Raw genomic sequence first — 23,764 nt, forward strand, 5'->3', positions numbered from 1 at the left:
CGTGATATGGTATCGATACCATGACCAGCCACCGCAGAGTTGCGGGCGATTTCGCATGCGCCATCGCCTGCAGCGGTTGTTTTTTGATCGGCGATGGTATCGATACCATAAAGGAGGAGAAATGAAGACCAGTCGGATCGGGATGGGGGCGCTCGCGTTGATGGCATGGCTGGCGGGGGGGCCGTGTATGGCCCAAGCCGGCGAGTGGCCGAACCGACAGGTGAGATTCATTGTTGCCCAGGCTCCCGGGTCGTCGGCAGATGGGTCCGCCAGGCAGATCGCGGCCGCCCTGGCGGCGATCTGGAAGCAGCCGGTCGTGGTGGAGAACAAGGCGGGGGCAAACGGCATCATCGGCATGTCGGCTGTCCAGCAGGCTCCCCCCGATGGCTACACCATCGGTTATGCCGCGCCCGGCAACATGACGGTCAATCAGTTCATATACAAGGAAATACCGTTCGACCCGCTGAAGGACTTCACGCCGGTCACTCAGATGACCAGTATTCCGTTCGCACTGGTCGTCAACGGAAAACTGCCTGTAAAGACCGTCCCGGAACTGATTGCCTATATCAAGAACAAGCCGCAGGGCGTCAATTACAGCTCGGCTGGCGTAGGCAATGTGGGGCATCTCGCGGCCGAACTGTTTGCCAGCCGGGCGGGCGTAAAGCTCTATCACATCCCCAACAAGGGCGATAGCCCGGCCCTGCTGGATGTCGCCAGCGGAACCACCGATTTCATGTTCATGCCGTTGCCCGGGGCCATGGCGACGATCCGTTCCGGAAACGTGCGCCTGATCGCCGTGGGAGGCAGGCAGCGAATCGATGCGTTCTCCGACGTCCCGACCCTGGACGAATCGGGGCTGAAGGGCATGTATGTGGAAGGTTGGTCCGGCGTGGTCGCGCCGCCAGGACTTCCGGCCGGCATCGTTCGGAAGATACAGGCCGATTTTTCGAAAGCGCTGGCTGAGAAAAGCGTAGTCGACTACTTGCGGACCAGCAGCACCCTGGCCGTGGGTTCGACGGCGGAGCAGTTCAAGTCCTTCATGGACGACGAGGCCGCCAAGTGGTCGGGCGTTATCGACTCGATCGGGCTCAGGAATTCACACTAGACACCACGAGGTGAACATGTATTTCCCTAACAGGGTCAAGGCCGCCATGAAGGATGGCCGGAAGAGTTATGGCGCCATCCTGAGCTGGCCATCCCCGCAAACCGTGGAGATCGTCGGCAAGCTTGGCCTGGATTTCATCCAGATCGACGGTGAGCACGGCGCGTTTTCCCTTCGGGAAATCGAAGAAACCTGCCGCGCGGCCGATCTTTGTGGCATGACGACGTTGGCGCGGGTGCCGGACATTCGTTCCAGCACCATCCAGCAGTTCATCGACCGCGGCGTGCAGGGAATCGTGGCGCCGCATATCTCGACGCTGGAGCAGGCGGAACAGGTGGTGCGCGCTGCCTATTTCGGCCCGATGGGCGATCGTTCGTTCGGAAGCGCCCGAGGCGTCGACTATGCGATGGACAAGGGGGACCGGACCGGTTTCTACCGTCGGTGCAACGAGAACATGGTGGTGTGCCTGATGATCGAGGACCGCGAGGGACTGGAAAATCTGCCCAGCATGGTCAACCTCGATGCCGTCGATTTTTTCTACATCGGGATGAACGATTTCTCGCAAGGCCTGGGCTATCCGGGGCAGGCGAAGCATCCTGAGGTCCTGAAGGCTCGCGCGAAGGCCTTCGACATCGTCCATGCCGCCGGCAAGAGGATGCGGGAGGACTTCATCGAGGATGTGAGTTCCAAGGAAATCGTGACAGAGGGCACACGGTGCCTGTGGCAGCACACGATCGGCCAGGCGAGTTAGAGAGGTGGACCATGGGAATGACAGCGTTTGAAAAGATTGTCGCGCGGGCGGCCGGCGTGCCGGCCGTCAAGCCGGGAGATGTGGTCTATCCGATCCCCGACCTGATGTTCATGCATGACGGGCAGGTGGGTTCGACCAAGGAAGAGCTGGACGACATCGGCATCGACAAACTGTGGGATCCCTCGCGGGTGGTGATCGTGACGGATCACGACGTGGTGTACACGACGCCCAAGGCGGCGCAAAAGGGCATGAAGATCCGCGAGGCCGTCAAGGCGTGGAAGATCGATAAATTCTATGACATCGGAGCGGGCGGCCATGGGCACATCTTTCCCATGGAGCAAGGCCTGGTCCGACCCGGCATGTTCATCTTCGCCAACGACATGCATTGCACCAACTTCGGTGCGATCGGGGCCGTTGCGCTACGAATGGGGACCGAGATCGCTACTGTCATCGCGCGCGGAACGACCTGGTTCACCGTCCCGCCGACGGTGCGCATCGTCTTCACCGGACAGTTGAAGGCCGGCGTCTATGGCCGGGACGTCGGCTATCGGATATCGCGAGACATGGTGGATGGAAGGCTGTTCGGCGGCAAATACAGCTATCGCGTCATCGAACTGGCGGGAGCTGTCCACGACATGGATTTCTCGAACCGCGTCGCGCTGTGCAATTCGCCGACCGAGATAGGCGTGGCCACTTTGTTCATCCCGCCGTCCGGGCGGTTGAGCGGGTCGATCCCGCTCGACGGCGATCTGGACCTGGCCGCTCTTTGCAGCGACGAGGATGCCCGCTACGAGGCAGACGAAGTCTTCGACCTGAGCGAACTCGAACCCCAGGTGGCTTTGCCCGGCAGTCCCGACCGCGCCGTGGACGTGAGCGAAGTGACGGGCGTTCACGTGCATCACGCGTTCATCGGTTCCTGCGGATCCGGCACCTACGAGGATCTGGTCATTGCCGAGTCGCTGATCCGCGGCAAGCGGATTGCGTCGGGGACGCGCCTGTATGTCGCGCCGGGCTCGGTCGAGACGGCGCGCCGTGCCGCGGACGAGGGACTCATCTCGAGCATCCAGAGGACGGGGGCGATCATCCTGCAGCCGGGCTGCGGCGTCTGCTCGGGTGGCAAGGTCGGCCCCCTCGGGCCGGGCGAGGTGTCGATCTCCACCGCGGCCACCAATGCCCCGGGCCGGATGGGGCCCCGAGACGCGCAGGTCTACCTGGCCAGCCCGGCCACCGTTGCGGCCTCGTCGCTGCGCGGCGAGATCGCGGATGCGCGCAGACTGGCGGCGGCATGACCGCCGATCGACATGCAAGGAGTGGGAAATGATCAGTGAAACCTGGCTGTACGAGGGGCGTTGCCACAAGTTCGGGGATGATGTCCGGCATGACGGATATCTGATGCCCCAGCAGTACGTGACGGACAAGGTATTCGACCCCGACGTGCTCAAGAGCCACGTCCTGGAAGAGGACCGCCCCGCTTTCCGGACCAGCGTGGAACCGGGCGACATCGTTCTGGCCGGCCGCAATTTCGGCAAGGGCAAGGCTCACGTGCAGGGCTATATCGCGCTGCGTTCGCTGGGCGTCGGCGTTGTGTGCGAGTCCATGCCCTATCTGAGTTTTCGCGGCGCGATCAGTGTCGGGCTGATGTTCATGGCCGATTCCGCGGGCGTTTCCGCCCTGGCCGCCGATGGCGACCGGCTGCGGGTGAACTTCGATACCGGAAGATTCGAGAACCTGACGAGCGGTCTCGTCCGCGACTATCCTCCCTTGCCGGAGGAGCTCAGGAAGATCGTCGCCAAGGGAGGTGCGACGGAAATGCTGAGGCAATGGTGGATGGAAGAGCAGGCGAGGGCGGTGGCGTAGGGCTGCGCCCGGAAGGGATTTTTCTTGACATCCATCCGGGCCGCTTGCATAAATCCGGCTTCTTCGTCACTAAGCGTTGTTGCCGGACCTACCATGGAAAATTATCCCAAGGACATCTACACCGAGCCGGAACCCGATGTCCACACGCTCGCCAACCTAGGACCGCTGACCGGCATGGCCGGCATCTGGACGGGTGCGCGCGGGCTCGACATCAATCCCAAGGCCGATGGCCCCGAGAAGCAGGCCTTCATCGAGCACATGGAGCTGCAGCCCATCGATGCGCAGACCAACGGTCCGCAATTGTTCTACGGGCTGCGCTATCACACCCGCATCGTCAAGCCGGACGACGTCGAGACCTTCCACGACCAGGTCGGCTACTGGCTGTGGGAGCCCGCGACGGGCGCGGTGATGCAGACGCTGTCGATTCCGCGCGGGCAGACGGCGATGGCCGTGGGCCAGGCCAGCGCCGATGCGAAGCGTTTCAGCCTCCAGGCCGTGCGCGGTTCGCTGACGAACGGGATCGTGTCGAATCCCTTCCTGGAATATGCGTTCAAGACCGAGAGCTACACCATCACGGTCACGATCAACGACGACGGGACCTGGTCCTACGAGCAGGACACGATACTGATCATCCCCGGGCAGGCCGAGCCCTTCCACCACACCGACCGGAACACGCTGCGCAAGATCGGCGAGCCCACGCCGAATCCCACGGCGCAGGCGGCTGCCAAGCGAGGGCTGGCCGAGGCGTCGTGAGAGGAAAAGCCGATGGCAGGGGGTATTGCCAGAACACCGTGAAAGACCGCAACACACACCGGGGGTAGCCTCCCCAGCGGACTCGGCCGCCTATTCCAGGCGAATACCCGCCTTGGCTGCCACGTCGCGCCATCGTTCCGTGTCGTGCTCGACGAAGGCCGCAAAAGCAGCGGGCGAGTCGGTGACTGGCGTTGCCCCGAGTTCGTGCAGTTTCTTGATGACGTCAGGTTGTTGCATGACTTGGGAGACCGAGGCCGCGATCTTCTGGACGATGGCCGCCGGCGTGCGGGCCGGAGCGAAGATGCCGACCCACGAGGGCGCATCGAAATCGGGAACGGTCTCGGCGATGGCCGGCAGATCCGGAGCCAGCGGAGTCCGCTTCAGGCTCGTGACCCCCAGTGCCCGCAACCGTCCCTTCTGGGCAAGGGGCCACACCGTGGTCATGTTATCGAATTCCACTTGCACCCGCCCGGACAGCAGGTCGGCCAGGGCCTCGCTGCTTCCTTTGTAGGGGACATGGGTCATGCGCGTGCTGGTCTTCAGTTTGAAGAGCTCGCCTGCCATGTGTACCGAACCGCCCGTGCCCGTGCTGGCGAAGTTGTAGCGATCGGGGTGCGCCTTCAGCAGCGCGATCAGGTCCGCGACGCTGTGTACCGGTAGTGACGGGTGAACGACGAGCAGGTTGGGAAACGTCGCTACCAGGGTGATGGGCGTGAAGTCGGCCAGGTTCTTGTAGGGCAGGTTGGCATTGACGGCCGGCGCCACCGCGTGGGTGGAAGCGGTGCCCATCAGTAGGGTGTAGCCATCCGCCGCCGCCGCGGCGACGTACTGGGAACCGATGGATCCTGTCGCGCCAGCCCGGTTTTCCACGACCACGGGTTGGCCCCATTGGTCGGTCAGCTTCTGCGCCACCATCCGGGCCACGACGTCGGTGGCCCCTCCGGCCGGGAACGGAATGACCCAGCGTACGCTTTTTTCGGGAAACGTCCTGGCTTCATCCTGGGCTTGCGCGGCACCGTGGAGAGTCAGTCCGGCCAGAGTCAATAACAGGCCCGAGGCGTGGGCGGCCATTGCACGAGTTGTCATCATGTCTCCGATTATCTTTAATGCTTTCTTGAAGCGATGCTCGCCGTCGCGCGGCGCGTCGCTGACTGCCCGGCCCGGCGGCGCCTGGGGAACAGGGGCGTGTCAGCTCGCCGCGCCGAAATAGCGCGCGGCATTGTCGTGCAAGACTTTCTGCAGGACGGCCTCGGGATAGCCTTCGGCCTGCCAGTCGGCGATTACTTTTTCGTAGCGGAGGACGGGAAAGTCGCAGCCGAACATGATCCGGTCCTGCATGCGGCCGCGGATTTCTTTTTTCAGCGTGGGGGTGAATTGCCGCGGCCCCCAGCCGTGCAGCTCGTAATGAACATTGGGCTTGTGCAGCATGATGGCCAGCAGGTCGTCCTGCCACGGCCACGCCGGCCGGGCTGCGAGGATCTTCAGATCCGGGTGGCGCGCCGCGACCCGATCGATGTAGCGTGGATGGCCGTCCTCCAGGACAATGCCCTTGCCGCCGGGCAAGCCTTGCCCGATTCCTGTCAGACCGCACAGGATCATGACCGGTGCGCCGACGTCGATGGAGGCCCGGTAGAACGGTTCCCAGGCGGGGTCGTCGGCGGGGGTGCCGGTAACCTGGCCGTTCACACACAGCCCCACGAAGCCTGCGCCGCGTGCCAGGCATCGGTGGAACTCCTCGATTGCCGCGGGGCCGTGGCGGCGGGGATCGAACTGCATCCATTGGCCGAACATGACATCGCGATGGCGCTGCTGCACATCGAGTACATAGTCGTGATAGGGCGTCATTTCGGCCAGTGGCAATTCCTTGATCCACGATATGTCGAGGATCACGCGCGCGTTGTTGTCGCGGAAATACCGTGCCTGTTCGTCCTCGGTGAACAGCTTGAACGGCGTGCGCCAGATTTTTTCCTGCTGGGCGCGTTCGTCCTCGGTGCGGAACAGGTAGCCCTTGTCGGTGGCCCAGTGAGAATGGCAGTCGAAGATGTTCATCGTTTGTCCTTCGGACGGTTGTCGATCAGTCGGCGTACTTTCGATGCGCTTGACAGGCCTGTCCGGGCATCCAGTTCGCCAGGCGCCACGGTCGTGACGGCAAGCTTGACGCCCAGCGCTTCCTTGAAGCGATCGGCGAGCTGGGCCGCCATGGTCTCTCTTTCGCGCCCGCCCAGGTCCGTTTCCACCAGCACGGTCATGTGGTCGCGGCCAGTGGCATCCTGGTCGACGATGCACAGGTATTCGCCGTTGGAGGAGGGATGCTCGGCCACCAGCGCGCCTATGGCTTCGGGAAAGACGTTGGTGCCGCGCAGTTTCACCATGTTGTCCGCTCGGCCGAAGATGCAGGACAGGCGTCGGTGTGTGCCGCCGCACGGGCAGTGGCCCGGGACGATGGATGAGATGTCGTTGGAGTTGAACCGGATCAGCGGTGCGAAATGCTTGAACAGCGTGGTCTGAAGAATCACGCCGCGCTCGCCGTCGGCTACGGGCCGCAGCGTGTCGGGATCGGCGATCTCGAGAACGAACGCATCCTCAAAGATGTGCATGCCGGTGCGCTCGCTGCAGTCGGCGGCCAACGAGCCGCATTCGTTGGTTCCGTAGGTGTCGTAGACCGGCGCGCCCCACAAGGCTTCGAGTTCCTCGCGATCGTCCACGCCCAGGTGGACGATCAATCCCTTGATGCCGAGCGAGCGCGGGTCGATGTGCAGTTCGTCGCGCAGCAGCAGCCCGATATGGCGCAGGTACGCCGGGAATGCGACGAGCTGCGTGGTTTTCCAGGTTTGCATGATCTCGATCTGCCGCCGAGTGGGCGTGACGGCGCCGGTCCCGGTCATGACCGGGACGGCGCCGGTGTATTTCCAAATGCCTTCCCTGGCAAGAAAACCTCCGTTCGATAAACCCAGCGACAGCATCACCTGGACAAGATCGTAGGGCCGCACTCCCTGCATATGGAGCCGGCGGCCGGTCAAGATGTTCATGACCTCGCGATCGCGGGGCGAGTACAGCATGGGGCGAGGTAGGCCCGTGGTGCCTCCGCTGGTCTGCATGACCAACGGCATGGGCGGGTCGCGGTCCGGATCGATGCCCATGAAGTCGCCCCAGGGCGGGTTGCGCGCGAGGGCATCACGTAGGTCGTGCACCGAAAACGGCGGAATGGCTGCAAGATCACTTAGGGACTGGATGTGCTGCGGCTTGAGCCCGGCTTGGCTCCAATGACGTTGATAGAACGGGATCTGCCATGCGCGCTGCACCTGGGCGAGGAAGCGGCGTTCCTGCAATGCCCGGAGTTCTGCGGCTGGCATGCGTGCGACGCCGTCCTGGTATTCGGACGCCGTGGGAAATTCCTTCCATAGTTCCGGGAAGTCGAGCGATTCGTAATAGCGAGGAACTGTCGGCGCGGGTGCATTCATGGGGGTCGCAGGGCGGGGGTTGACGAAAGGCTCTTCTTGCTTTGTTGTTCGTTTATCGAACGAATGTATCGATAAACGAACTGGTCGGAACTATACAATTCGCTCAGAATCAAGGTCAAGAGATCGCCGCTGTCATGTCCATCAAACCTGAATTGCCGCGCCCGCTGCCCCTGGCAACCCGAACGGGGGTTTCCTTCGATTTCCCCAAGTCGGAGTACGTGCTGTCGCTTGAACGCGGCCTCGCGGTGATACGGGCATTCAACGAAAGGCATCCGTCGCGCACGCTCTCCGAGGTGGCGCAGGCCGTGGGCCTGACGCGGGCCGCGGCGCGCCGGTTCCTGCTCACCCTGGGAGCGTTGGGCTACGTCGAGTCCGATGGCAAGTACTACTGGCTGCGTCCCCAGACGTTGGAACTCGGCTATGCCTACCTGGCGTCGGTACCCTGGTGGCGTTATGGCCAGCGCGTGGCCGACAGCGTGGCGCAGGAAACGGGCTGTGCCTGCGCGATCGGTGTGCTGGATCGCGATTCGGTGGCGTATCTGGCCTATGCGTTCGGCAATTCGACCCAGAGTCTGGTGCGCTCCGTCGGTACGCGCCTACCTGCCTATTGCACGGCCATTGGCCGCGTTCTGCTGGGAGCGCTGCCGGAAGAAGAGTTGGACGTCTACCTGGCCAGCGTACCGCTCGAGCAGCTCACGCCGCACACGGTGGTCGATCCGCAGGAGTTGAAGTCCGCCGTCAGGCAGGCTGTCGCGGATGGCTATGCCATCGTGGCGCATCAACTGGAGCCGGGCCTGTATTCCATAGCGATGCCGGTACGGGATCGCCAGGGAGCGATGTGCGCGGCGCTGAGCCTGAGCTTGCGCGACGCGCCCGGCAAGGGTGCCGCGCTGGCGCGGGATTACCTGCCCGCATTGAAGCGGGCAGCGGCCGACATCGCGTCAGCCTTGCCGGCCTGACTGAGGGTGCGCTGGTGCACGCCAGGACGTTGCGGGCCTGGTGCATGGCCGCCCCTGCATGGGCTGGATTGGAAACGGTTGCAAATCCGCTTTCCGTCGAGACCGTGGCAGGATCGCGATTGTTGCCGCCATCGCTAGATCGCCCGGGGCTCTTTCATGAACTGTCATAAATTTACGCGCCTGTATTGGATGTGAGCGCCCGCTACTTTTTGTAGCTTTTGAATCATTCCTGTTTCCAAGAAGACGTCGTATTTCGTTGCGATTCCCTCCCGGTGTTGCCAAACTTCGCCGCAAAAAAACGCATCATCCATGGGGGAATTCCGATGCAGGGTTCATTAAGCGGGAGCGCACGCCATCTGCTGGCTGCGTTGACGGGGGCGCTTGTCCTGACGCTGGCCGCGTGCGGCGGGGACGGGGCCAAGCCACAGGAGCCGCCGGCGGCAAGCACGAAAGCCGTCATCGAAGCGCAGGCGGCGCGCAGCACGGCCTCCGTGGGCAAGTCCGTCGACTTCAGCGTGTCCGCCGTGACGGACGGCACGAAGATCGACCAATACCGCTGGACGTTCAGCGATGGACAGCGAGCCACGGGACAGCGCGTCTCGGCTTCCTTCGGCAAGGCGGGCCCGGTAACGGCTACCGTGCAGGCCATCTCGGGCGGCCAGTCCGTGGCCGAAGGCAGCGCCGCAGTCGTGGTGGTGGATGCCGGCAATTCGCCGTACGCCGAGTTCGGCATTCCCTCGAAGATCGGCAACATCGCCGGCAACGCGAAGCCCGGCCTGGTCGACGCCATGCGCCTGGGGCAGTACGTCGGGGGCTTGAACACGCTGGATGAGCTCCAGGTGGCGCGTGCCGACATCAACCTGGACGGTACGGTCGATGAAGCCGACGTCGCGCTGGCCATGCAGGCGGCCGCCGCGGGCCAGGAACTGCCGTCCGCGCTCCTGAGCACCCAGGCCTATCCCGGGGCGGTGGTAGCGATGGTGTCGCCGGCGCTGCTGAATCCGGAAGCCCAGGTGGCCATCAAGGTGGACGGCGTCGCCTCGCCCCAGGTATTCCGCATGCTGCCGGGCTACGCGTCGTTCCTCGTTCCGGCCGGCCTGGCACGCAACGCCAAGGCGCAGGTCGTCGTGTCGGTCAACGGCGCGGCCAGCGAGACCCTGGCGCTGGACTTGCTGGCGCCGCTCCAGCCGGCGGTGCCTGCGGCCCAGGACGTTCGCGCTTTCTTCGATCGGATCGATCGCCTGATGCAGGCGCAGCACGATGCCATCGTGGCCGAGCCGAGCGGCCTGAGCGCGCAGGACGCCGAGCAACTGCGCAAGGTCGCGGCCGCCGGCCGCAGCGCCTTCGGCAACGCCAGGCTGGAGCTCGAGCGCGTGCTGGCCGGACCCAATGGCGACACGCTGGCCAAGGTGTTCCAGAAAGCGCTGCTGGCCAACGGCATGCGCGAATTCCAGGCCGAGAGCCAGGAGGTGCTGGGCAAGGTGTCTGCGAATGCCGCCGCCGGTCCCATGGCGGCCGCCGTCTCGCCGGACCAGATCTGCGATTTCGTGCTGCCCGAGCTTTGCCGGCTGAAGAAGACCGCCGACATGCTGGGCGAGGCCTCGTCGATCGCCAGCGCGGCTTGCAGCGCGGTCACCGCCACCATCTTCATCGCCGGCGCGGTCATTCCCGCCGACGGTCCCGCCATCGAGATCGGTGCCGTGGCCGCGTTCGTGAAGTTCTGCGTGCCGATCAGCGCGACGCTGTCGGTGGCGTCCACCTTGGGCGAGATCGTCAAGCCCATCGATCCCAAGCTGTACCTGACCGTGAGCCCCCTCAGCCTGAAGCCGGGCGAGTCGGCGCTGGTCAAGCCGGAAGTGGCTTTCATCGGACTGCAGCATCTGTGCGGCATGGGTGCCAGCCAGGGGGCGGGGTACCTGGTCAAGCAGATCATCGGCAAGCGCGTGGTCGCGGGCATCCTGCGCAGCAATACGGCGGCTCGCACGCTGGCGGATTTCTTCGCGAAGTATGCGGAGGATCTCTACGTGAAGCTGCTGGATGGCCTGGCCGATGCCGCCGGCAATGCGCTGGACGCCGCCGGCGTAATGGGCGCAATCGAGAGTTTCGTGACCAACCGCTGCGCGGTGGTGCCGGCGGGCCGGGCCACGATGCCGGCGAATCGCGTCCTGATGCCGTTGAGCGCGGACAAGGGCAGCTACAGCTTCAACTCGGACGGGACGGCGAACTACAACTGCCCGAGCGCGTCGCCCACGTCGGTCGGTACGGCCACGCTGGAGGCGTCGTGGCCGATGTGCGACGGATTGGGCAAGGCGACCGAGATCGTCGGGTGCAGCACGTCGGACGTCCTGATCACCATGGGAGACAACGGTTCAGCGCTGGACGACATCTTCGAGGTCATCGTCGCCGGCCAGACGGTACTGACCAGCAGTGCGCCGGTGCGCAGCGTTTCCGCTTCGGTGCCGATCCCGGGGGGGCAGACCGAAGTGCTGATGCGCGGCCTGGCCGCGCCGGACGGAGTCGGCACCTATTTCATCACGTTCAGCAGTAATGCGAGGGTGGTGGGCGGGGATTCCCTGTCCGGCAGCGACCTGACCCCGGGCGTGACCAAGCGATTCATCATCGAGGTGCAATGACATGCGTATTCGTTCGTTCATCCTCCGGTCCCTGTTGGCCGGTCTGCCGCTGGCGGCAGCCATGAGTGGCACCGCGCATGCCCAGTTCGTCGGCGATGTCTTCTTCGTCGATCCTTCGGTGACGGCCGTGACCGGCGCCGAAGGCACCATACAAGTGGCCGTGTTCTCCGGCACCCAGGCGGTAGGGGCGGCCCATGCCACGGTTACCTACGATCCGGCGGCGCTGGAGATCCTGGCCATCGATCCCGTCGCGGCCGGCCGCGTCACGCCGGCGGTTCAATGGCGCAAGGACGGCAACGTCCTGCACATCGTGATGGTCAACGGCACGTCGCTCACGCAGCCCATCGGCACCGTGCCGCTGGGCAACATCCGCTTCAAGGTGCTGGGTCCGGCGCGGGCCACGACCACGCTCACGGCCAAGGCGACCGAGATCCTGATGCCGGATGCGACGGCCATTCCACCGGGCGTCAAGAGCTACGACGGGGACGTGACCTTCGTTGAGGCGGTGGCCTCGCCGACGCCCCGGTTGGCTGGGCTGGCCGGGAAGTCTTCGAGCCCCGACCTGGTGGAGCGGGCAAGGAGGATGCGGCCGGCCGGCGGTACGGTGACGCTGCAGGTTCCCAGTGGGTCGGGCCAGGCGCAGCCCGTGGAGGTCCGGATACCGGCCGCCACAGTGCCGCGAGAGTAGGACAAAGGAGATTCGGGCCGGCGTTCGGCCGGCTCATCCAGCCGTCAGGCTGTCCAGCAACTGGACGGCCAGGTACGCCAGCAGTGCCAGCGCGATGACGGCCTGGAACACCGCCACGAACCAGAAAAGCAGGGGCGTTTCCCGGCGCCGGATGGTGCGCGGCGGGATGACGAGTTCCCCCTCGCGCAGCCCTTGCAGGTAAAGAGGAAGAAACGCCAGCGGCAGGCACAGCAGGAGAGCCTGCATGAAGCTGTCGGGCAGCGCGATCCATCCCCGCTGCCTGGCCCAAGCGGCAAGCACGATGAGGACGAGCACCCCGGCGAAGATGGCCTGGCGCATGGAACGGCTCCTGGGAAGACCGGAGGATGAGGGAGTCTACCAGTCCCTTGCGGTTTCCCGCTTCGGTTCCTTGCGCGGTGATGGTACGCTTGGCCGCGGCTGGAAGTCCCGACCGTGCGGGGGAGCATGGAAGATCGATGTACGGACTTGCCGGCCATATGCCGACAAGAACTGTGGAGACTTCCCGTGAACGCCTTTGCTCGCATCCTCCCGCTAGCCTGTGGCCTGGCCGTTGCCGGAACCAGCCTGGCGGCGGAGCCAGACCCATTGAGCATGCTCGAAAGCGCCAATACGCAGGCCGCGCAGGTCCACGCGGCGCTGGACTTCTGCAAGCGGGATGCCGCCCCGGTCGTCCGGGCGCTGGATGGATTGATAGGCGGGGCCGGCCTGTCCGCGCCCCAGCGTGACAAGCTGCGGCGCGCGTACGAGCAGGCGATGCGCGACGAATCGGCCCGCATCGCCGGCATCGCCGGCCAGAAGGGCTTCGCCCGGGGGGCATGCCCGGCCGCGACACTGGATACGCTGGACAGGCAGACGCCGGTCATCGTCAAGTCATTGGACGACCTGCGCCGCGGATGGCGGCAAACCGCGGCGCAGGTCCAGACTCCGGCTCCCGCTCCCGCACCGGCCCAGCCGCGGCCACCATCGTCCGCGCCGGCCACCGACATCGCGCCGGGCAAGTACACCTGCTACACCTTCGATGCCGGCCAGTTGAACTACGCGTACACCGACGTCGTGGTACAGAAGAGCGGCCAGTATGCGGTGGGCGCCAAGGCTGGCAGTTATCAACTGAAGGATGGACGCGTCAGCTTCACCGGACCGCTGTCCAACGCGACCGGACGCTATGCGGTGAAGCAGACCGGCGTGCCGCAGCTCGATCTGGTGTTCAACGGCGACAACCGGGCGTCGATGACCTGTCCGCGCGGGCGCTGAGCGGGCGAAGCCGTCGCCTCAGTTGCCGGACTGGCCGGCGGGGCTTGCCGTAGCCGCCGCAGCCGGGGCATCGTTCCGCGCAACCTCGGCGGCGCCCGCGGGACCGTTCTTGGCTTTCTCGACGGCCGCGAGGTTTGGCGTCGGCTTGCCGTCCTCGCGATGCATCCGGTCGAAGACCTGAGGCTCGCCGAAGATCAGTTGTACCCAGTCGGGGTAGTTGTAGGCCACGCCCTTGCTGTGGTCGATGATGGCGCCGATGCCACCGCCGATGATGATGTTGCCGAACATGCCGGCGCCGGCGCGAGAGATCAGCCTGCCGGTGGCTACCGCCGGCTCGCCGTCCTTCTTGCAGTCGATGGAGAGGTCTTCCGACGACTTCCTGACCGATACCGTGGCCGGGGTCGTGGCATTGAAGACGCCACGGTCGTTGGACAGTGTGCAGGCCGCGCCCGCGACGCTTTTGCCGTCCTTGTCGAGTGTCTCGACCCGCAGGGTCTGCATGCTGTCGCTGGTGATCGACGCGCATGCGCCCAATGTGCCGATGCAGGCCGCGGCCATGGCTGAACGAATGAACATCTGCAACTCCCCCGGGGCTTTTATGTGAGGGAGTGAATGTAACTAAAGATTTCAGTGTGAGCAAACCCGCGGCGCCCCGGTCAGCGCCGGGGCGCCCGCGATCAGAACGGCTGCGCCAAGGCCGATGCTTCCGTCGACACGCCCTGGCTGGTCGAGCAGAACGACGGGTCGTACTGGTAGACCCAGTTCGTCTTCGGGATGGCGGCCGGGGCCGTCCAGGAGCTCATCTGGGTCATGGTGTTGAAGATGAGTTCGGAACGTTGGGTGACCTTGTTCGTGAAGTCGCCGCCGCTGGCCTCGACCGTGAACGAGGCTTCGGCTACGACGGGCGTGCTGTCGTTCTCGTTCAGGTACCAGAGCGAGACGGTGAAATCGGCCCCCTGCTGGCCGAGGTCACTGTCCGGACCATCGTAGGTCTTTTCCCAGATCGACAGGCCGCCTACGACGACGAGCGGATCGTCCCGCACGATGCCGAGTCCGGTCGCAACGGGATAGAGGTCCGTGACGTCCTTCATCTTGTTCAGGTTCTTGCCGTTCGAGAAATTCTGCTTGGTCGAACGGGAATAGGCCGTGGCCGAGGCGGTCTTGTCCATCTCGAACTTGGAATCGGCGCCCGATTCGCTGCCGGTGATGGTGACGCCCGCGGCCGCGGACTGGGAGGTCGAGCGGAACTTCAGCGTCGATTCGCGCTTGTCGCTCACGCGTTCGCGGAAGGAATAGGACTGGGCGCGCAACTGGCAGCTGCCCGGCGAGTCGTAGAAGCGCACGGTGCGCTCCTTGTCCTTGGCGAAGCTGCCGTCGACGCTGCGGTCGAAGCCGGCGGAGACCAGCGCCGCCTTCAAGTCGGCCAGGTACGCGTTGGACGCGTTCTTGGGATGGTCCGCGAACAGCGCGGGCTTGAGCAGCACCTTGTATTCCCGCGACGTCGGGACGTCGGCCTGCGCCGCTCCGACCATTGCCCACGCCGCGCCCAGCGCCGCGATCTTCAGCCATGCCATGCTTTTCTCCATTGTAGGGACCTCGCGCCCGCGGGAATGATCGTCGGCGCGTGTGTCAGGCATGTGTCGGCCGCATCGGTCGATGATACGGCAGGCCGGGTCAGTCGAGCGCCCGCGCCCACGGTTCGCCGACGAAGTGCGCGGTCAGGTACTCCATCAGCGCCTGCACGCGCGCGGGCCTGCCGCGTCCCGGCGGCGTGACGAGGTGCAGGGCGATGGGGTCGACCTGCCAGTCGTCCATGGCCGTTTCCAGCGCGCCGGACTGCAGGTCCTGCCAGGCCAGGAATTCGGGCTGCAAGGCCAGTCCGGCGCCCGCGCGCAAGGCGGGCGCCAGCGCCTCGGCATTGTTCACCCGCAGCGGCGTGGGCATGGCCTGGGTGAATTCGCCATGGCGCGCATGGCGGAATCGCCAGCTCGATCCGCCGCGCGCGTACGCATACTGCAGCGCGCGGTGGCCGGCGAGCTCGCGCGGGTGCCGGGGCCGGCCATGCTGTTCGAAGTAGGCGGGGGAACCCACCAGCAGGATGCGCACGGTGCACAGCCGGCGCACCAGCAGGCTGGAGTCGGCCAGCGTGGAAATGCGCAGCGCCAGGTCAAAGCGCTTTTCGATCAGGTCGACCTGTTCGTCGCTGAAATGGACGTCCAGCGTGACCTCGGGGTAGCGCGCCATGAACGCCGGCAGCACCGGCGCCACATGCGAGATGCCGAAGGACATCGGGGCCGTCATCCGTATCGGTCCGCGCGGGTTGCTGGACTGCTCGGTCACTTCCGCTTCGACGGCCTCGCCTTCCTCCAGGATGCGCGAGGCGCGCTCCAGCGCGGCCAGCCCGCTTTCGGTCAGGGAAATCCGGCGCGAGGTGCGATGGAACAGCACGGTCTTCATCCGTCCTTCCAGGCGCGAGACCGCCTTGGAGACGGTGGCCTGGGACAGCGACAGTTCGGCCGCCGCCCGGGCGAACGAACCGGTTTCGGCCACCTTGGCGAAGATGGCCCAGGCTTCCAGGTCGGGGAGTCGGCTCATGGATTCGTGTCCGGCACGTATCGGGTTAGATATAAGAAATGGAAAGTATGCTTTTCAATTAATTCTATTTCAATGGTCTCGAAGAGTTTCTATAGTTCTCTCATCGAAGCAAGCGAAAGCGGAGAACATCATGATCGAACGTCGTCCCTACGAAAGCCTGGGTGGAGCTAACCACGGGTGGCTCGATGCCAAGCACCATTTCTCGTTCGCCGGCTACGCCGACCCGGCCCGCATGAACTGGGGCGCGCTGCGGGTCTGGAACGATGACACCATCGCCCCGGGCACCGGCTTCCCGCCGCATCCCCATGCCGACATGGAAATCATTACCTATGTCCGGGAAGGCGCCATCACTCACCAGGACAACCTGGGCAGCCGTGGCCGCACCGAGGCGGGCGACGTCCAGGTCATGAGCGCGGGCTCGGGCATCCGGCACTCGGAATACAACCTGGAGCCGGGCGTGACGCGCATCTTCCAGATCTGGATCTTCCCGGACAGCCGGGGCGGCCAGCCGTCCTGGGGCGCCAAGCCGTTTCCCAAGGGCGACCGCTCGGGCCAGTTCGTCGCGCTGGCCAGCGGTATGCAGGGGGACGAGGATGCCCTGCCCATTCGCGCCGATGCGCGGGTTTCCGGCGCCACGCTGAAGGCGGGCGAGACCGCGGAGTACCGCCTGGGAGCCGGCCGCTACGGCTACCTGGTGCCGGCCACCGGCCGCGTGGACGTCAACGGCGTGGAGTTGCAGGCGCGGGACGGCGCCGCGATCCGGGACGAGGACGTGATACGCCTGACCGCGATCGAAGATGCCGAACTCGTCCTCGTGGACGTGGCCGGCTGACACATTTGCTGATCGTTTCCCCAACGGAGAACCGCCATGTCCCACTATCTCGACGTCCTGACCCCGCAGAACAGCCAGATCATCTTCATCGACCAGCAGCCGCAGATGGCCTTCGGCGTGCAGTCGATCGACCGCCAGGTCCTGAAGAACAATGTCGTGGCGCTGGCCAAGGCGGCCAGGGTGTTCGATATCCCGACCACCATCACCACGGTGGAAACCGACAGCTTCTCGGGCAACACCTATCCCGAGCTGCTGGCGGTGTTTCCGCAGAACAGGATTCTCGAACGCACTTCGATGAACTCCTGGGACGACCAGAACGTGCGCGACGCGCTGGCCGCCAGTGGCCGCAAGAAGATCGTCGTGTCGGGGCTCTGGACGGAGGTCTGCAACACCACCTTCGCGCTGTGCGCGATGAAGGAGGGCGGCTACGAGATCTACATGGTGGCCGATGCCTCGGGCGGCACGTCCCTGGATGCGCACAAGTACGCGATGGACCGCATGGTGCAGGCGGGCGCGGTGCCGGTGACCTGGCAGCAGGTCATGCTGGAATGGCAGCGCGATTGGGCTCGCAAGGAAACCTATGACGCCGTGACCGGCATCGTCAAGGAACACTCGGGGGCCTACGGCATGGGCATCGACTATGCCATCACCCACGTGCACAATGGCGCGGAGCGCGTCCAGCACGGCGAGCGGATCGGCCCCAACCCGGCCAGGTAAACCTCCGCGCGCGTGCCGGTTACCGGCCGCGGCCAGCCCGCGCAACCATTCGATCCAGCGAGGAGCAGTCATGAGCGCTTCCACCGCCGACCTTATCCTGCGGCACGGCCGCATCACCACGCTGGACCGGGCGAACCCGTCGGCTACCGCGGCCGCCGTCAAGGACGGGCGCTTCCTGGCCGTGGGCGACGACCGCGAGGTCATGGCCCTGGCCGGGCCGGCGACCCGCGTCATCGACCTGGGCGGCCGCGGCGTGCTGCCAGGATTGATCGACAACCATACCCACGTGATACGCGGCGGGCTCAACTTCAACATGGAGCTGCGCTGGGACGGCGTGCGCTCGCTGGCCGACGCGATGGACATGCTGCGCCGGCAGGTCGCGATCACGCCGCCTCCGCAGTGGGTGCGGGTGGTGGGCGGTTTCACCGAGCACCAGTTCGCCGAGAAACGCCTGCCGACCATCGCCGAGATCAACGCGGCGGCGCCCGACACGCCGGTCTTCCTGCTGCACCTGTATGACCGCGCGCTGCTCAACGGCGCGGCGCTGCGCGCGGTGGGCTATACCAAGGACACGCCCGAGCCGCCGGGCGGAGAGATCACGCGCGACGCCCAGGGCAATCCCACGGGGCTGCTGCTGGCCACGCCGAACGCGCAGATCCTGTACGCCACGCTGGCCAAGGGCCCCACGTTGCCGTTCGACTATCAGGTCAACTCCACGCGGCATTTCATGCGCGAGCTGAACCGGCTGGGAGTGACGGGCGTGATCGACGCCGGCGGCGGATTCCAGAACTACCCCGACGACTACGCGGTGGTCCGGAAACTGGCCGATGACGGCCAGTTGACGGTGCGCCTGGCCTACAACCTGTTCACGCAGAAGCCCAAGCACGAGAAGGAGGATTTCCTGAACTGGACCTCCAGCGTGCGGTACAAGCAGGGCGACGACTACTTCCGCCACAACGGCGCGGGCGAGATGCTGGTGTTCTCGGCCGCCGATTTCGAGGACTTCCGCCAACCCCGCCCCGAGATGCCGCCGCAGATGGAAGGCGACCTGGAAGAGGTGGTGCGCATCCTGGCGCAGAACCGCTGGCCCTGGCGCCTGCACGCTACCTACGACGAGACCATTTCGCGTGCGCTGGACGTGTTCGAGAAGGTCGACCGCGAGATCCCGTTGAAGGGCCTGAACTGGTTCTTCGACCATGCCGAGACCATTTCCGATCGCTCCATCGACCGTATCGCCGCGCTGGGCGGGGGGATTGCCGTGCAGCATCGCATGGCCTACCAGGGCGAGTATTTCGTCGAACGCTACGGCGCCGCCGCGGCCGAGGCCACGCCGCCCATCGCCCGCATGCTGGAGAAGGGCGTGAAGGTATCGGCGGGCACCGACGCCACGCGCGTGGCGTCCTACAACCCCTGGGTGTCGCTGGCCTGGATGATCACCGGCAAGACGGTGGGCGGGCTGTCGCTGTATCCGCGGCGCAATTGCCTGGATCGCGAGACGGCGCTGCGCATGTGGACCGAGAAGGTGGCCTGGTTCTCGAACGAGGAAGGGCGGCGGGGCAGCATCGCGCCGGGGCAGTTGGCCGACCTGATCGTGCCCGACAAGGATTTCTTCGCTTGCGCCGAGGACGAGATTTCTTTCCTGACCTCGGAGCTGACCATGGTGGGCGGCCGTATCGTCTACGGCGCGGGCGGTTTCGCCGGCCTGGACGAGAACCCGCTGCCGCCGCCCATGCCGGACTGGTCGCCGGCCCGCCTGTTCGGCGGCTATGCCGCCTGGGGCGAGCCCGAGGGCGCGGGCCGCCATTCGCTGGGCTACCGCCGGGTGGCCGCGTGCGGCTGCGCGCAAGCCTGCGGCCTGCATGGGCACGAGCATGCCCGGGCCTGGGCGTCCAGGCTGCCCGTGTCCGATGTCCGGGGTTTCTTCGGGGCGCTGGGCTGCTCCTGCTGGGCGGTCTGAGGAGAAAGCGACGTGAGCGTAGCGGTCAAGAGCACTTCCCAGGGCGGCTTCGGGCCGCTGAAGCAGAAGCTGTTCGCCGTGCTGTGGGGCGCGACGATCATCGGCAATACCGGCAGCTTCATCCGCGACGTGGCCAGCTCCTGGCTGATGACGGACCTGTCGTCCTCGCCCACGGCGGTCGCCATGGTGCAGGCCGCCGCCACGCTGCCCATCTTCCTCCTGGCCATTCCGGCCGGCGTGCTGTCCGACATCCTGGACCGGCGCAAATTCCTGATCGCGATCCAGGTACTGCTGGCCTGCGTCAGCGTCAGCCTGATGCTGCTTACGGCCTGGGGCATGCAGACCATCGGTTCGCTGGTCGCGCTGACCTTCCTGGGCGGCATCGGGGCCGCGCTGATGGGGCCTACCTGGCAGGCCATCGTGCCCGAGCTGGTGGACAGGAAGGACATCAAGAACGGCGTGGCCCTGAATTCGCTGGGCATCAATATCGCGCGCGCCATCGGTCCCGCGCTGGGCGGCTTGATCCTGGCGAGCCTGGGCGGCGCGGTCACCTATGGCGTGGACGTCATCAGCTATGCCTTCGTGATCGCCGCGCTGCTGTGGTGGCGCCGGCCGCCCACCCCGCGCGACGAGTTGTCGGAGCAGTTCCTGGGCGCGTTCCGGGCGGGGTTGCGCTATGCGCGGGCCAGCCGCGAACTGCACGTCGTGCTGGTGCGCGCGTTCTGCTTCTTTGCGCTGGCCAGTTCGGTCTGGGCCCTGCTGCCGCTGGTGGCGCGCGGGCTGCTGGGAGGCGGGGCGGGGTTCTACGGCATTCTGCTGGGTGCCGTGGGCCTGGGCGCGATAGGCGGTGCCGTGGTCATGCCCAAGCTGCGCGACAAGCTGGACGCCGATGGCCTTTTGCTGGCCGCCGCGCTGGTGACGGCGGCCGTCATGGCCGGCCTGTCCTTCGCGCCGCCGCAGTGGTTGGCGGTGGTGGGCCTGCTGGTGCTGGGGGCGGCGTGGATCACCGCGCTGACCACATTGAACGGCACGGCGCAGGCCATCCTGCCGAACTGGGTGCGCGGCCGGTCACTGGCCGTCTACCTGACCGTGTTCAACGGCGCGATGACCGCGGGCAGCCTGGCCTGGGGCGCGGTGGCCGAATGGGTGGGAGTGCCCGCCGCCCTGCTGGCCGGGGCCGCGGGATTGGTGATCGTGGGCGCGGTGTCCCACGTGCTCAAGCTGCCCAAGGGCGAGGCCGACCTCGTGCCCTCGAACCATTGGCCCGAACCCCTGACGGCGGCGGCGGTGGAGAATGACCGGGGACCGGTGCTGATCCTGGTCGAATACCGGATCGACCCCAAGGATCGCGTGGCCTTCCTGCGCGTGCTGGAGCGCCTGTCGGCCGAACGGCGCCGCGATGGCGCCTATGCCTGGGGAGTGACCGAGGATGCGGCCGAGCCGGGGCTCATGCTGGAGTGGTTCCAGGTGGAGTCCTGGGCGGAGCACCTGCGCCAGCACAAGCGGGTCTCGAAAGCCGATGCCGATGTCCAGGAGGAGATCCTGCGCTTCCACCTGGGGCCGGAACGGCCCCAGGTGCGCCATCTCCTGGCGGTTCATAGCCGGACGGCTGCCTGATCCGGCTCAACGCGCCGGTTGCAGCGTGACGCTGTCCGCCTTCAGGCTTTCGACCTTTTGCCGGCTGAAGGCCATGGGGAAGAGTTCCCCCTTGACCCACAGCGGCAGCAGGTTCTTGTAGTAGGGGCTGGAAGGGTCGGATGACTGGCCCGGCACGTTCATGGCCAGCGAGTTGTCCCAGTTGCCGACGTCGATGGCCTGCCGGTAGGACGCGCCGTGGATCTTGCGGAAGTCGGCGCCATAGGCGCCCAGGTAAACCGTCTCGATGTTGCCGCCCATCGGATAGCGCTCGGTCCCCAGCGCGGCGCGCTGGTCGGCCGGCAGCAGCGCCGCCAGCTGGTGGTCGAACTTGATGTGGAACAGGTCGCCCCACTTCCACTTGGCGGGATCGTTGCCCAACACCTCCTTCAGATTGGCGAGTCCCTCTTTCAGCGCATCGACCAGCAGCGCGTCGCGGCCCCGGACCGGGTCGGCGCCGAAGGCCGCATCGGGTTCCCTGAGCCTGTTCATCACCAGCCGCTTGTCCAGGTCGCCGAACGTGGCGCGGCTGGCGGCCGGCACGTACAGGTCCGAGACCTTGGCGACGATGACGTACTGCCAGAACTCATAGATGGTGGCGGCCGCCGAGTCGGCGGACATGCGGTGGTTCCATGCCTTGAGCCGCTGCAGCGCGTCGGCCACCTCGGCCTCGGGCGAGGACAGGCTGGAAGCCAGGCCCATCAGGTCGCGCGCCGGGATGGACAGGTCGTCGTACTGCAGCTTGACCGTGTCCTGCACGGTCAGGCCGCGCGCGCTGCCCAGGACCTCGCCGATGCGCTGCACCCGGTTGGGATCCGACCATTCGCGCGCCGACATGTCCTTGTACGCGTAGTCGTCCGGCACGTTGTATTCGTTGGCCGTGGCGTAGAACCCCTTGGCCGGGTTCAGCACGCGCGGCAGCGACGCGCCCGGCAGGATGCCGTCCCATTCGTGGCTGCCGTCGCCCGGGACCGGCAGCAGGCCCGACCATCCGGCCTTGGGCCGGATGGGAGCGAGCGCGCCGCCGAACCAGCCGATGTTGCCCTCCACGTCGGCATACACCATGTTCTCGCCGGGGGTGTAGTGGCGGGCCATGCCGGCGGTGAATTCGTCCCAGTTGCGCGCCTGGTTCAGGCGCAGGCTGGCGAGGTAGGCGGCGGTGCCGGGAAACTCCAGGTAGGCCGCGCGCATGGCGTAGGCCTTGCCTCGGGCCGCGTCCTCGTGCAGCACGGGGCCGTGGCGGGTGAACTTGATCGTCGCCTTCACGTCGGCCTGGCCCCGTACCTTGATCGTTTCCTCGACCAGGCGCATTTTTTCCCACTTGCCCTGGTAGCGGTATTCGTCGCGGTTGGCGGGATTGGTCTCGTAGACGTACAGGTCCTCTTCGTCGCCGAACGAGAAGATGGTCAGGCCGAAGGCGATGCGGTCGTTGTGGCCGATGGACACGCCGGGCAGCGCCGGCTCGCCCGCGCCGATGACGTTCCAGCCGGGCGAGTTCAGGTGCACCATATAGCGCAGCGAGGGCATGGACAGGGCCCGGTGCGGATCGTTGGACAGGATGGGTCTGCCCGACGCGGTGCGTGCGCCCGAGATCGTCCAGTTGTTGCTCTCGTAGCGGGCAATGCGGCGCGCGTTGGCGCGAGCCATGCCCTCGGCCGCGCTGCTGGCGGCGGGTGTCTCGTCGGGCCCCGACAAGGCCTTGGCCAGCGTGTCGCGGGCCTTCGCGCCCAGCGGACTGCCGGGGAAGTCGCTGGCCTGGAAGCGCGCGGCGGCATGGCCGAGGTTGTAGGCGTTCATGATCGAGCCATCGATCTGCGACAGGTCCACGCCGCCGGGCACCTGCAAGTCGATGGGCGGTTCGAACAGGCTGAGTTCCTGTACCTTCTTCGCGCCCATTGCCGTGACGTTGCGCGCGAGATCGACTTCGGAGCCGATGTTGCGGGTGATGCCGTACTTGCGCACCAGCACCGTTTCCGGACGCCAGTGGCCCGGTTCCGTGCCTGTGAGCCGGAATTCCAGGGGCAGCCTGGACGGATCGGCCTTCACCTGGTCGATATAGGCGTTGATGCCGGCCACGAACGAGGAAATGATGGCCTGGCTTTGCGGATGGTAGCTGGCGTATTCCTTCTCCAGGTCGCCCCGGTACAGGAACATCCGGGCCGCCCGGTCGGCCTCGACGAAGCGCGGTCCGAACTGTTCGGCCATCCTGCCTTCGCCCTGGCGCCGCCATTGGTCCAGTTGCCACAGCCGGTCGCGCGCCGCGTTGTAGCCCTGCGCGTAGAACATGTCTTCCTGGTTCTTGGCGTAGATGTGCGATACGCCGTATTTGTCGCGGATGATCTCGACGCTTTCCTTCAGGCCGGGAAGCGTGTTGCCGCCGCCGGGCGGCGGTGCCGGATCGTCGTCTCCTCCGCCGCAAGCGGCCAAGAGCAGCGCGGCGCTGACCGAACAGGCCGTGGCGGTTCGTCTCCATGCGTGGTCCATCGATGTCTCCTGTGTAGGGATAGATATGTGCCGCGCATTGCGAGCCGGAGCACGATGGAGCGTTAGCA

General features: G+C 65.8%; 21 protein-coding genes. 13 read left to right on the forward strand and 8 right to left on the reverse strand.

Going from position 1 to position 23,764, the window contains the following annotated elements; translation table 11 throughout:
- The first annotated feature begins 121 nt into the window (after positions 1 to 121).
- From EV675_RS23640 to EV675_RS23660, 5 genes are all read left to right on the forward strand, one after another.
- Entirely contained in the window at positions 122 to 1,105 is a 984-nt protein-coding gene (locus tag EV675_RS23640) for a Bug family tripartite tricarboxylate transporter substrate binding protein (protein ID WP_165404743.1), read from the forward strand.
- A 16-nt stretch (positions 1,106 to 1,121) separates the two neighbouring features.
- On the forward strand, positions 1,122 to 1,853 hold the full coding sequence (locus EV675_RS23645) for an HpcH/HpaI aldolase family protein (RefSeq protein WP_130360596.1): 732 nt from the start codon (positions 1,122 to 1,124) through the stop codon (positions 1,851 to 1,853).
- A gap of 17 nt (positions 1,854 to 1,870) precedes the next feature.
- Positions 1,871 to 3,142, forward strand: coding sequence for a 3-isopropylmalate dehydratase large subunit (locus tag EV675_RS23650; protein WP_165404744.1), 1,272 nt, complete (start codon positions 1,871 to 1,873; stop codon positions 3,140 to 3,142).
- A 28-nt stretch (positions 3,143 to 3,170) separates the two neighbouring features.
- On the forward strand, positions 3,171 to 3,710 hold the full coding sequence (locus EV675_RS23655) for a 3-isopropylmalate dehydratase small subunit (protein WP_130360600.1): 540 nt from the start codon (positions 3,171 to 3,173) through the stop codon (positions 3,708 to 3,710).
- A gap of 93 nt (positions 3,711 to 3,803) precedes the next feature.
- A complete protein-coding gene (locus EV675_RS23660) occupies positions 3,804 to 4,463 on the forward strand; it encodes an FABP family protein (RefSeq protein WP_130360602.1) in 660 nt (219 codons plus the stop codon).
- A gap of 90 nt (positions 4,464 to 4,553) precedes the next feature.
- Here the strand turns inward: EV675_RS23660 and EV675_RS23665 are convergent, their stop codons facing one another.
- From EV675_RS23665 to EV675_RS23675, 3 genes are all read right to left on the reverse strand, one after another.
- The gene (locus EV675_RS23665) at positions 4,554 to 5,549 is read right to left on the reverse strand and encodes a Bug family tripartite tricarboxylate transporter substrate binding protein (RefSeq protein ID WP_242621578.1); all 996 of its coding nucleotides are present in this window, start codon (positions 5,547 to 5,549) and stop codon (positions 4,554 to 4,556) included.
- Between the two features lie 102 nt (positions 5,550 to 5,651).
- Positions 5,652 to 6,512 (reverse strand): amidohydrolase family protein, encoded by an 861-nt coding sequence (locus EV675_RS23670; RefSeq protein ID WP_130360604.1) that lies wholly within the window; start codon positions 6,510 to 6,512, stop codon positions 5,652 to 5,654.
- Positions 6,509 to 7,924, reverse strand: a complete 1,416-nt coding sequence (locus tag EV675_RS23675) for a phenylacetate--CoA ligase family protein (protein ID WP_130360606.1) — start codon at positions 7,922 to 7,924, stop codon at positions 6,509 to 6,511. The genes EV675_RS23670 and EV675_RS23675 overlap by 4 nt, the downstream gene beginning before the upstream one ends.
- A 134-nt stretch (positions 7,925 to 8,058) precedes the next feature.
- Here EV675_RS23675 and EV675_RS23680 point away from each other — a divergent pair, with 134 nt between their 5' ends.
- From EV675_RS23680 to EV675_RS23690, 3 genes are all read left to right on the forward strand, one after another.
- Positions 8,059 to 8,883, forward strand: coding sequence for an IclR family transcriptional regulator domain-containing protein (locus EV675_RS23680; protein ID WP_130360608.1), 825 nt, complete (start codon positions 8,059 to 8,061; stop codon positions 8,881 to 8,883).
- Positions 8,884 to 9,206: 323 nt separating this feature from the next.
- Complete coding sequence (locus EV675_RS23685) at positions 9,207 to 11,516, forward strand: PKD domain-containing protein (RefSeq protein ID WP_130360610.1); 2,310 nt, start codon at positions 9,207 to 9,209, stop codon at positions 11,514 to 11,516.
- A 1-nt stretch (position 11,517) separates the two neighbouring features.
- On the forward strand, positions 11,518 to 12,204 hold the full coding sequence (locus EV675_RS23690) for a cohesin domain-containing protein (RefSeq protein WP_130360612.1): 687 nt from the start codon (positions 11,518 to 11,520) through the stop codon (positions 12,202 to 12,204).
- A gap of 33 nt (positions 12,205 to 12,237) precedes the next feature.
- On the opposite strand, the gene EV675_RS23695 is transcribed toward EV675_RS23690, so the two are convergent.
- Complete coding sequence (locus tag EV675_RS23695; RefSeq protein WP_130360614.1) at positions 12,238 to 12,543, reverse strand: hypothetical protein; 306 nt, start codon at positions 12,541 to 12,543, stop codon at positions 12,238 to 12,240.
- A gap of 186 nt (positions 12,544 to 12,729) precedes the next feature.
- On the opposite strand from EV675_RS23695, the gene EV675_RS23700 reads away from it, so the two are divergent.
- Positions 12,730 to 13,476 carry a hypothetical protein gene (locus EV675_RS23700; RefSeq protein WP_130360615.1) on the forward strand — a complete coding sequence of 249 codons (747 nt, stop codon included), beginning with the start codon at positions 12,730 to 12,732 and terminating at the stop codon, positions 13,474 to 13,476.
- Between the two features lie 18 nt (positions 13,477 to 13,494).
- On the opposite strand, the gene EV675_RS23705 is transcribed toward EV675_RS23700, so the two are convergent.
- The 3 genes from EV675_RS23705 to EV675_RS23715 form a co-directional block, all read right to left on the reverse strand.
- Entirely contained in the window at positions 13,495 to 14,052 is a 558-nt protein-coding gene (locus EV675_RS23705; RefSeq protein WP_242621579.1) for a hypothetical protein, read from the reverse strand.
- A 101-nt stretch (positions 14,053 to 14,153) separates the two neighbouring features.
- The gene (locus EV675_RS23710) at positions 14,154 to 15,050 is read right to left on the reverse strand and encodes a hypothetical protein (RefSeq protein WP_130360617.1); all 897 of its coding nucleotides are present in this window, start codon (positions 15,048 to 15,050) and stop codon (positions 14,154 to 14,156) included.
- Between the two features lie 100 nt (positions 15,051 to 15,150).
- Entirely contained in the window at positions 15,151 to 16,071 is a 921-nt protein-coding gene (locus EV675_RS23715) for a LysR family transcriptional regulator (protein ID WP_130360619.1), read from the reverse strand.
- Positions 16,072 to 16,201: 130 nt separating this feature from the next.
- Here EV675_RS23715 and EV675_RS23720 point away from each other — a divergent pair, with 130 nt between their 5' ends.
- The 4 genes from EV675_RS23720 to EV675_RS23735 all read left to right on the forward strand — a co-directional run bounded on the left by EV675_RS23720 (position 16,202) and on the right by EV675_RS23735 (position 21,194).
- Positions 16,202 to 16,903 (forward strand): pirin family protein, encoded by a 702-nt coding sequence (locus tag EV675_RS23720; RefSeq protein ID WP_130360621.1) that lies wholly within the window; start codon positions 16,202 to 16,204, stop codon positions 16,901 to 16,903.
- A 36-nt stretch (positions 16,904 to 16,939) separates the two neighbouring features.
- Entirely contained in the window at positions 16,940 to 17,620 is a 681-nt protein-coding gene (locus EV675_RS23725) for a hydrolase (protein WP_130360623.1), read from the forward strand.
- Between the two features lie 70 nt (positions 17,621 to 17,690).
- A complete protein-coding gene (locus EV675_RS23730) occupies positions 17,691 to 19,577 on the forward strand; it encodes an amidohydrolase (RefSeq protein ID WP_130360625.1) in 1,887 nt (628 codons plus the stop codon).
- Between the two features lie 12 nt (positions 19,578 to 19,589).
- Positions 19,590 to 21,194 (forward strand): MFS transporter, encoded by a 1,605-nt coding sequence (locus EV675_RS23735; RefSeq protein WP_130360627.1) that lies wholly within the window; start codon positions 19,590 to 19,592, stop codon positions 21,192 to 21,194.
- Positions 21,195 to 21,200: 6 nt separating this feature from the next.
- Here the strand turns inward: EV675_RS23735 and EV675_RS23740 are convergent, their stop codons facing one another.
- Positions 21,201 to 23,696 carry a penicillin acylase family protein gene (locus EV675_RS23740; RefSeq protein ID WP_130360629.1) on the reverse strand — a complete coding sequence of 832 codons (2,496 nt, stop codon included), beginning with the start codon at positions 23,694 to 23,696 and terminating at the stop codon, positions 21,201 to 21,203.
- Positions 23,697 to 23,764 lie beyond the last annotated feature (68 nt).

The organism is Pigmentiphaga kullae (assembly GCF_004216695.1).
In the GTDB taxonomy this organism is placed as follows: Bacteria; Pseudomonadota; Gammaproteobacteria; order Burkholderiales; family Burkholderiaceae_B; genus Pigmentiphaga; species Pigmentiphaga kullae.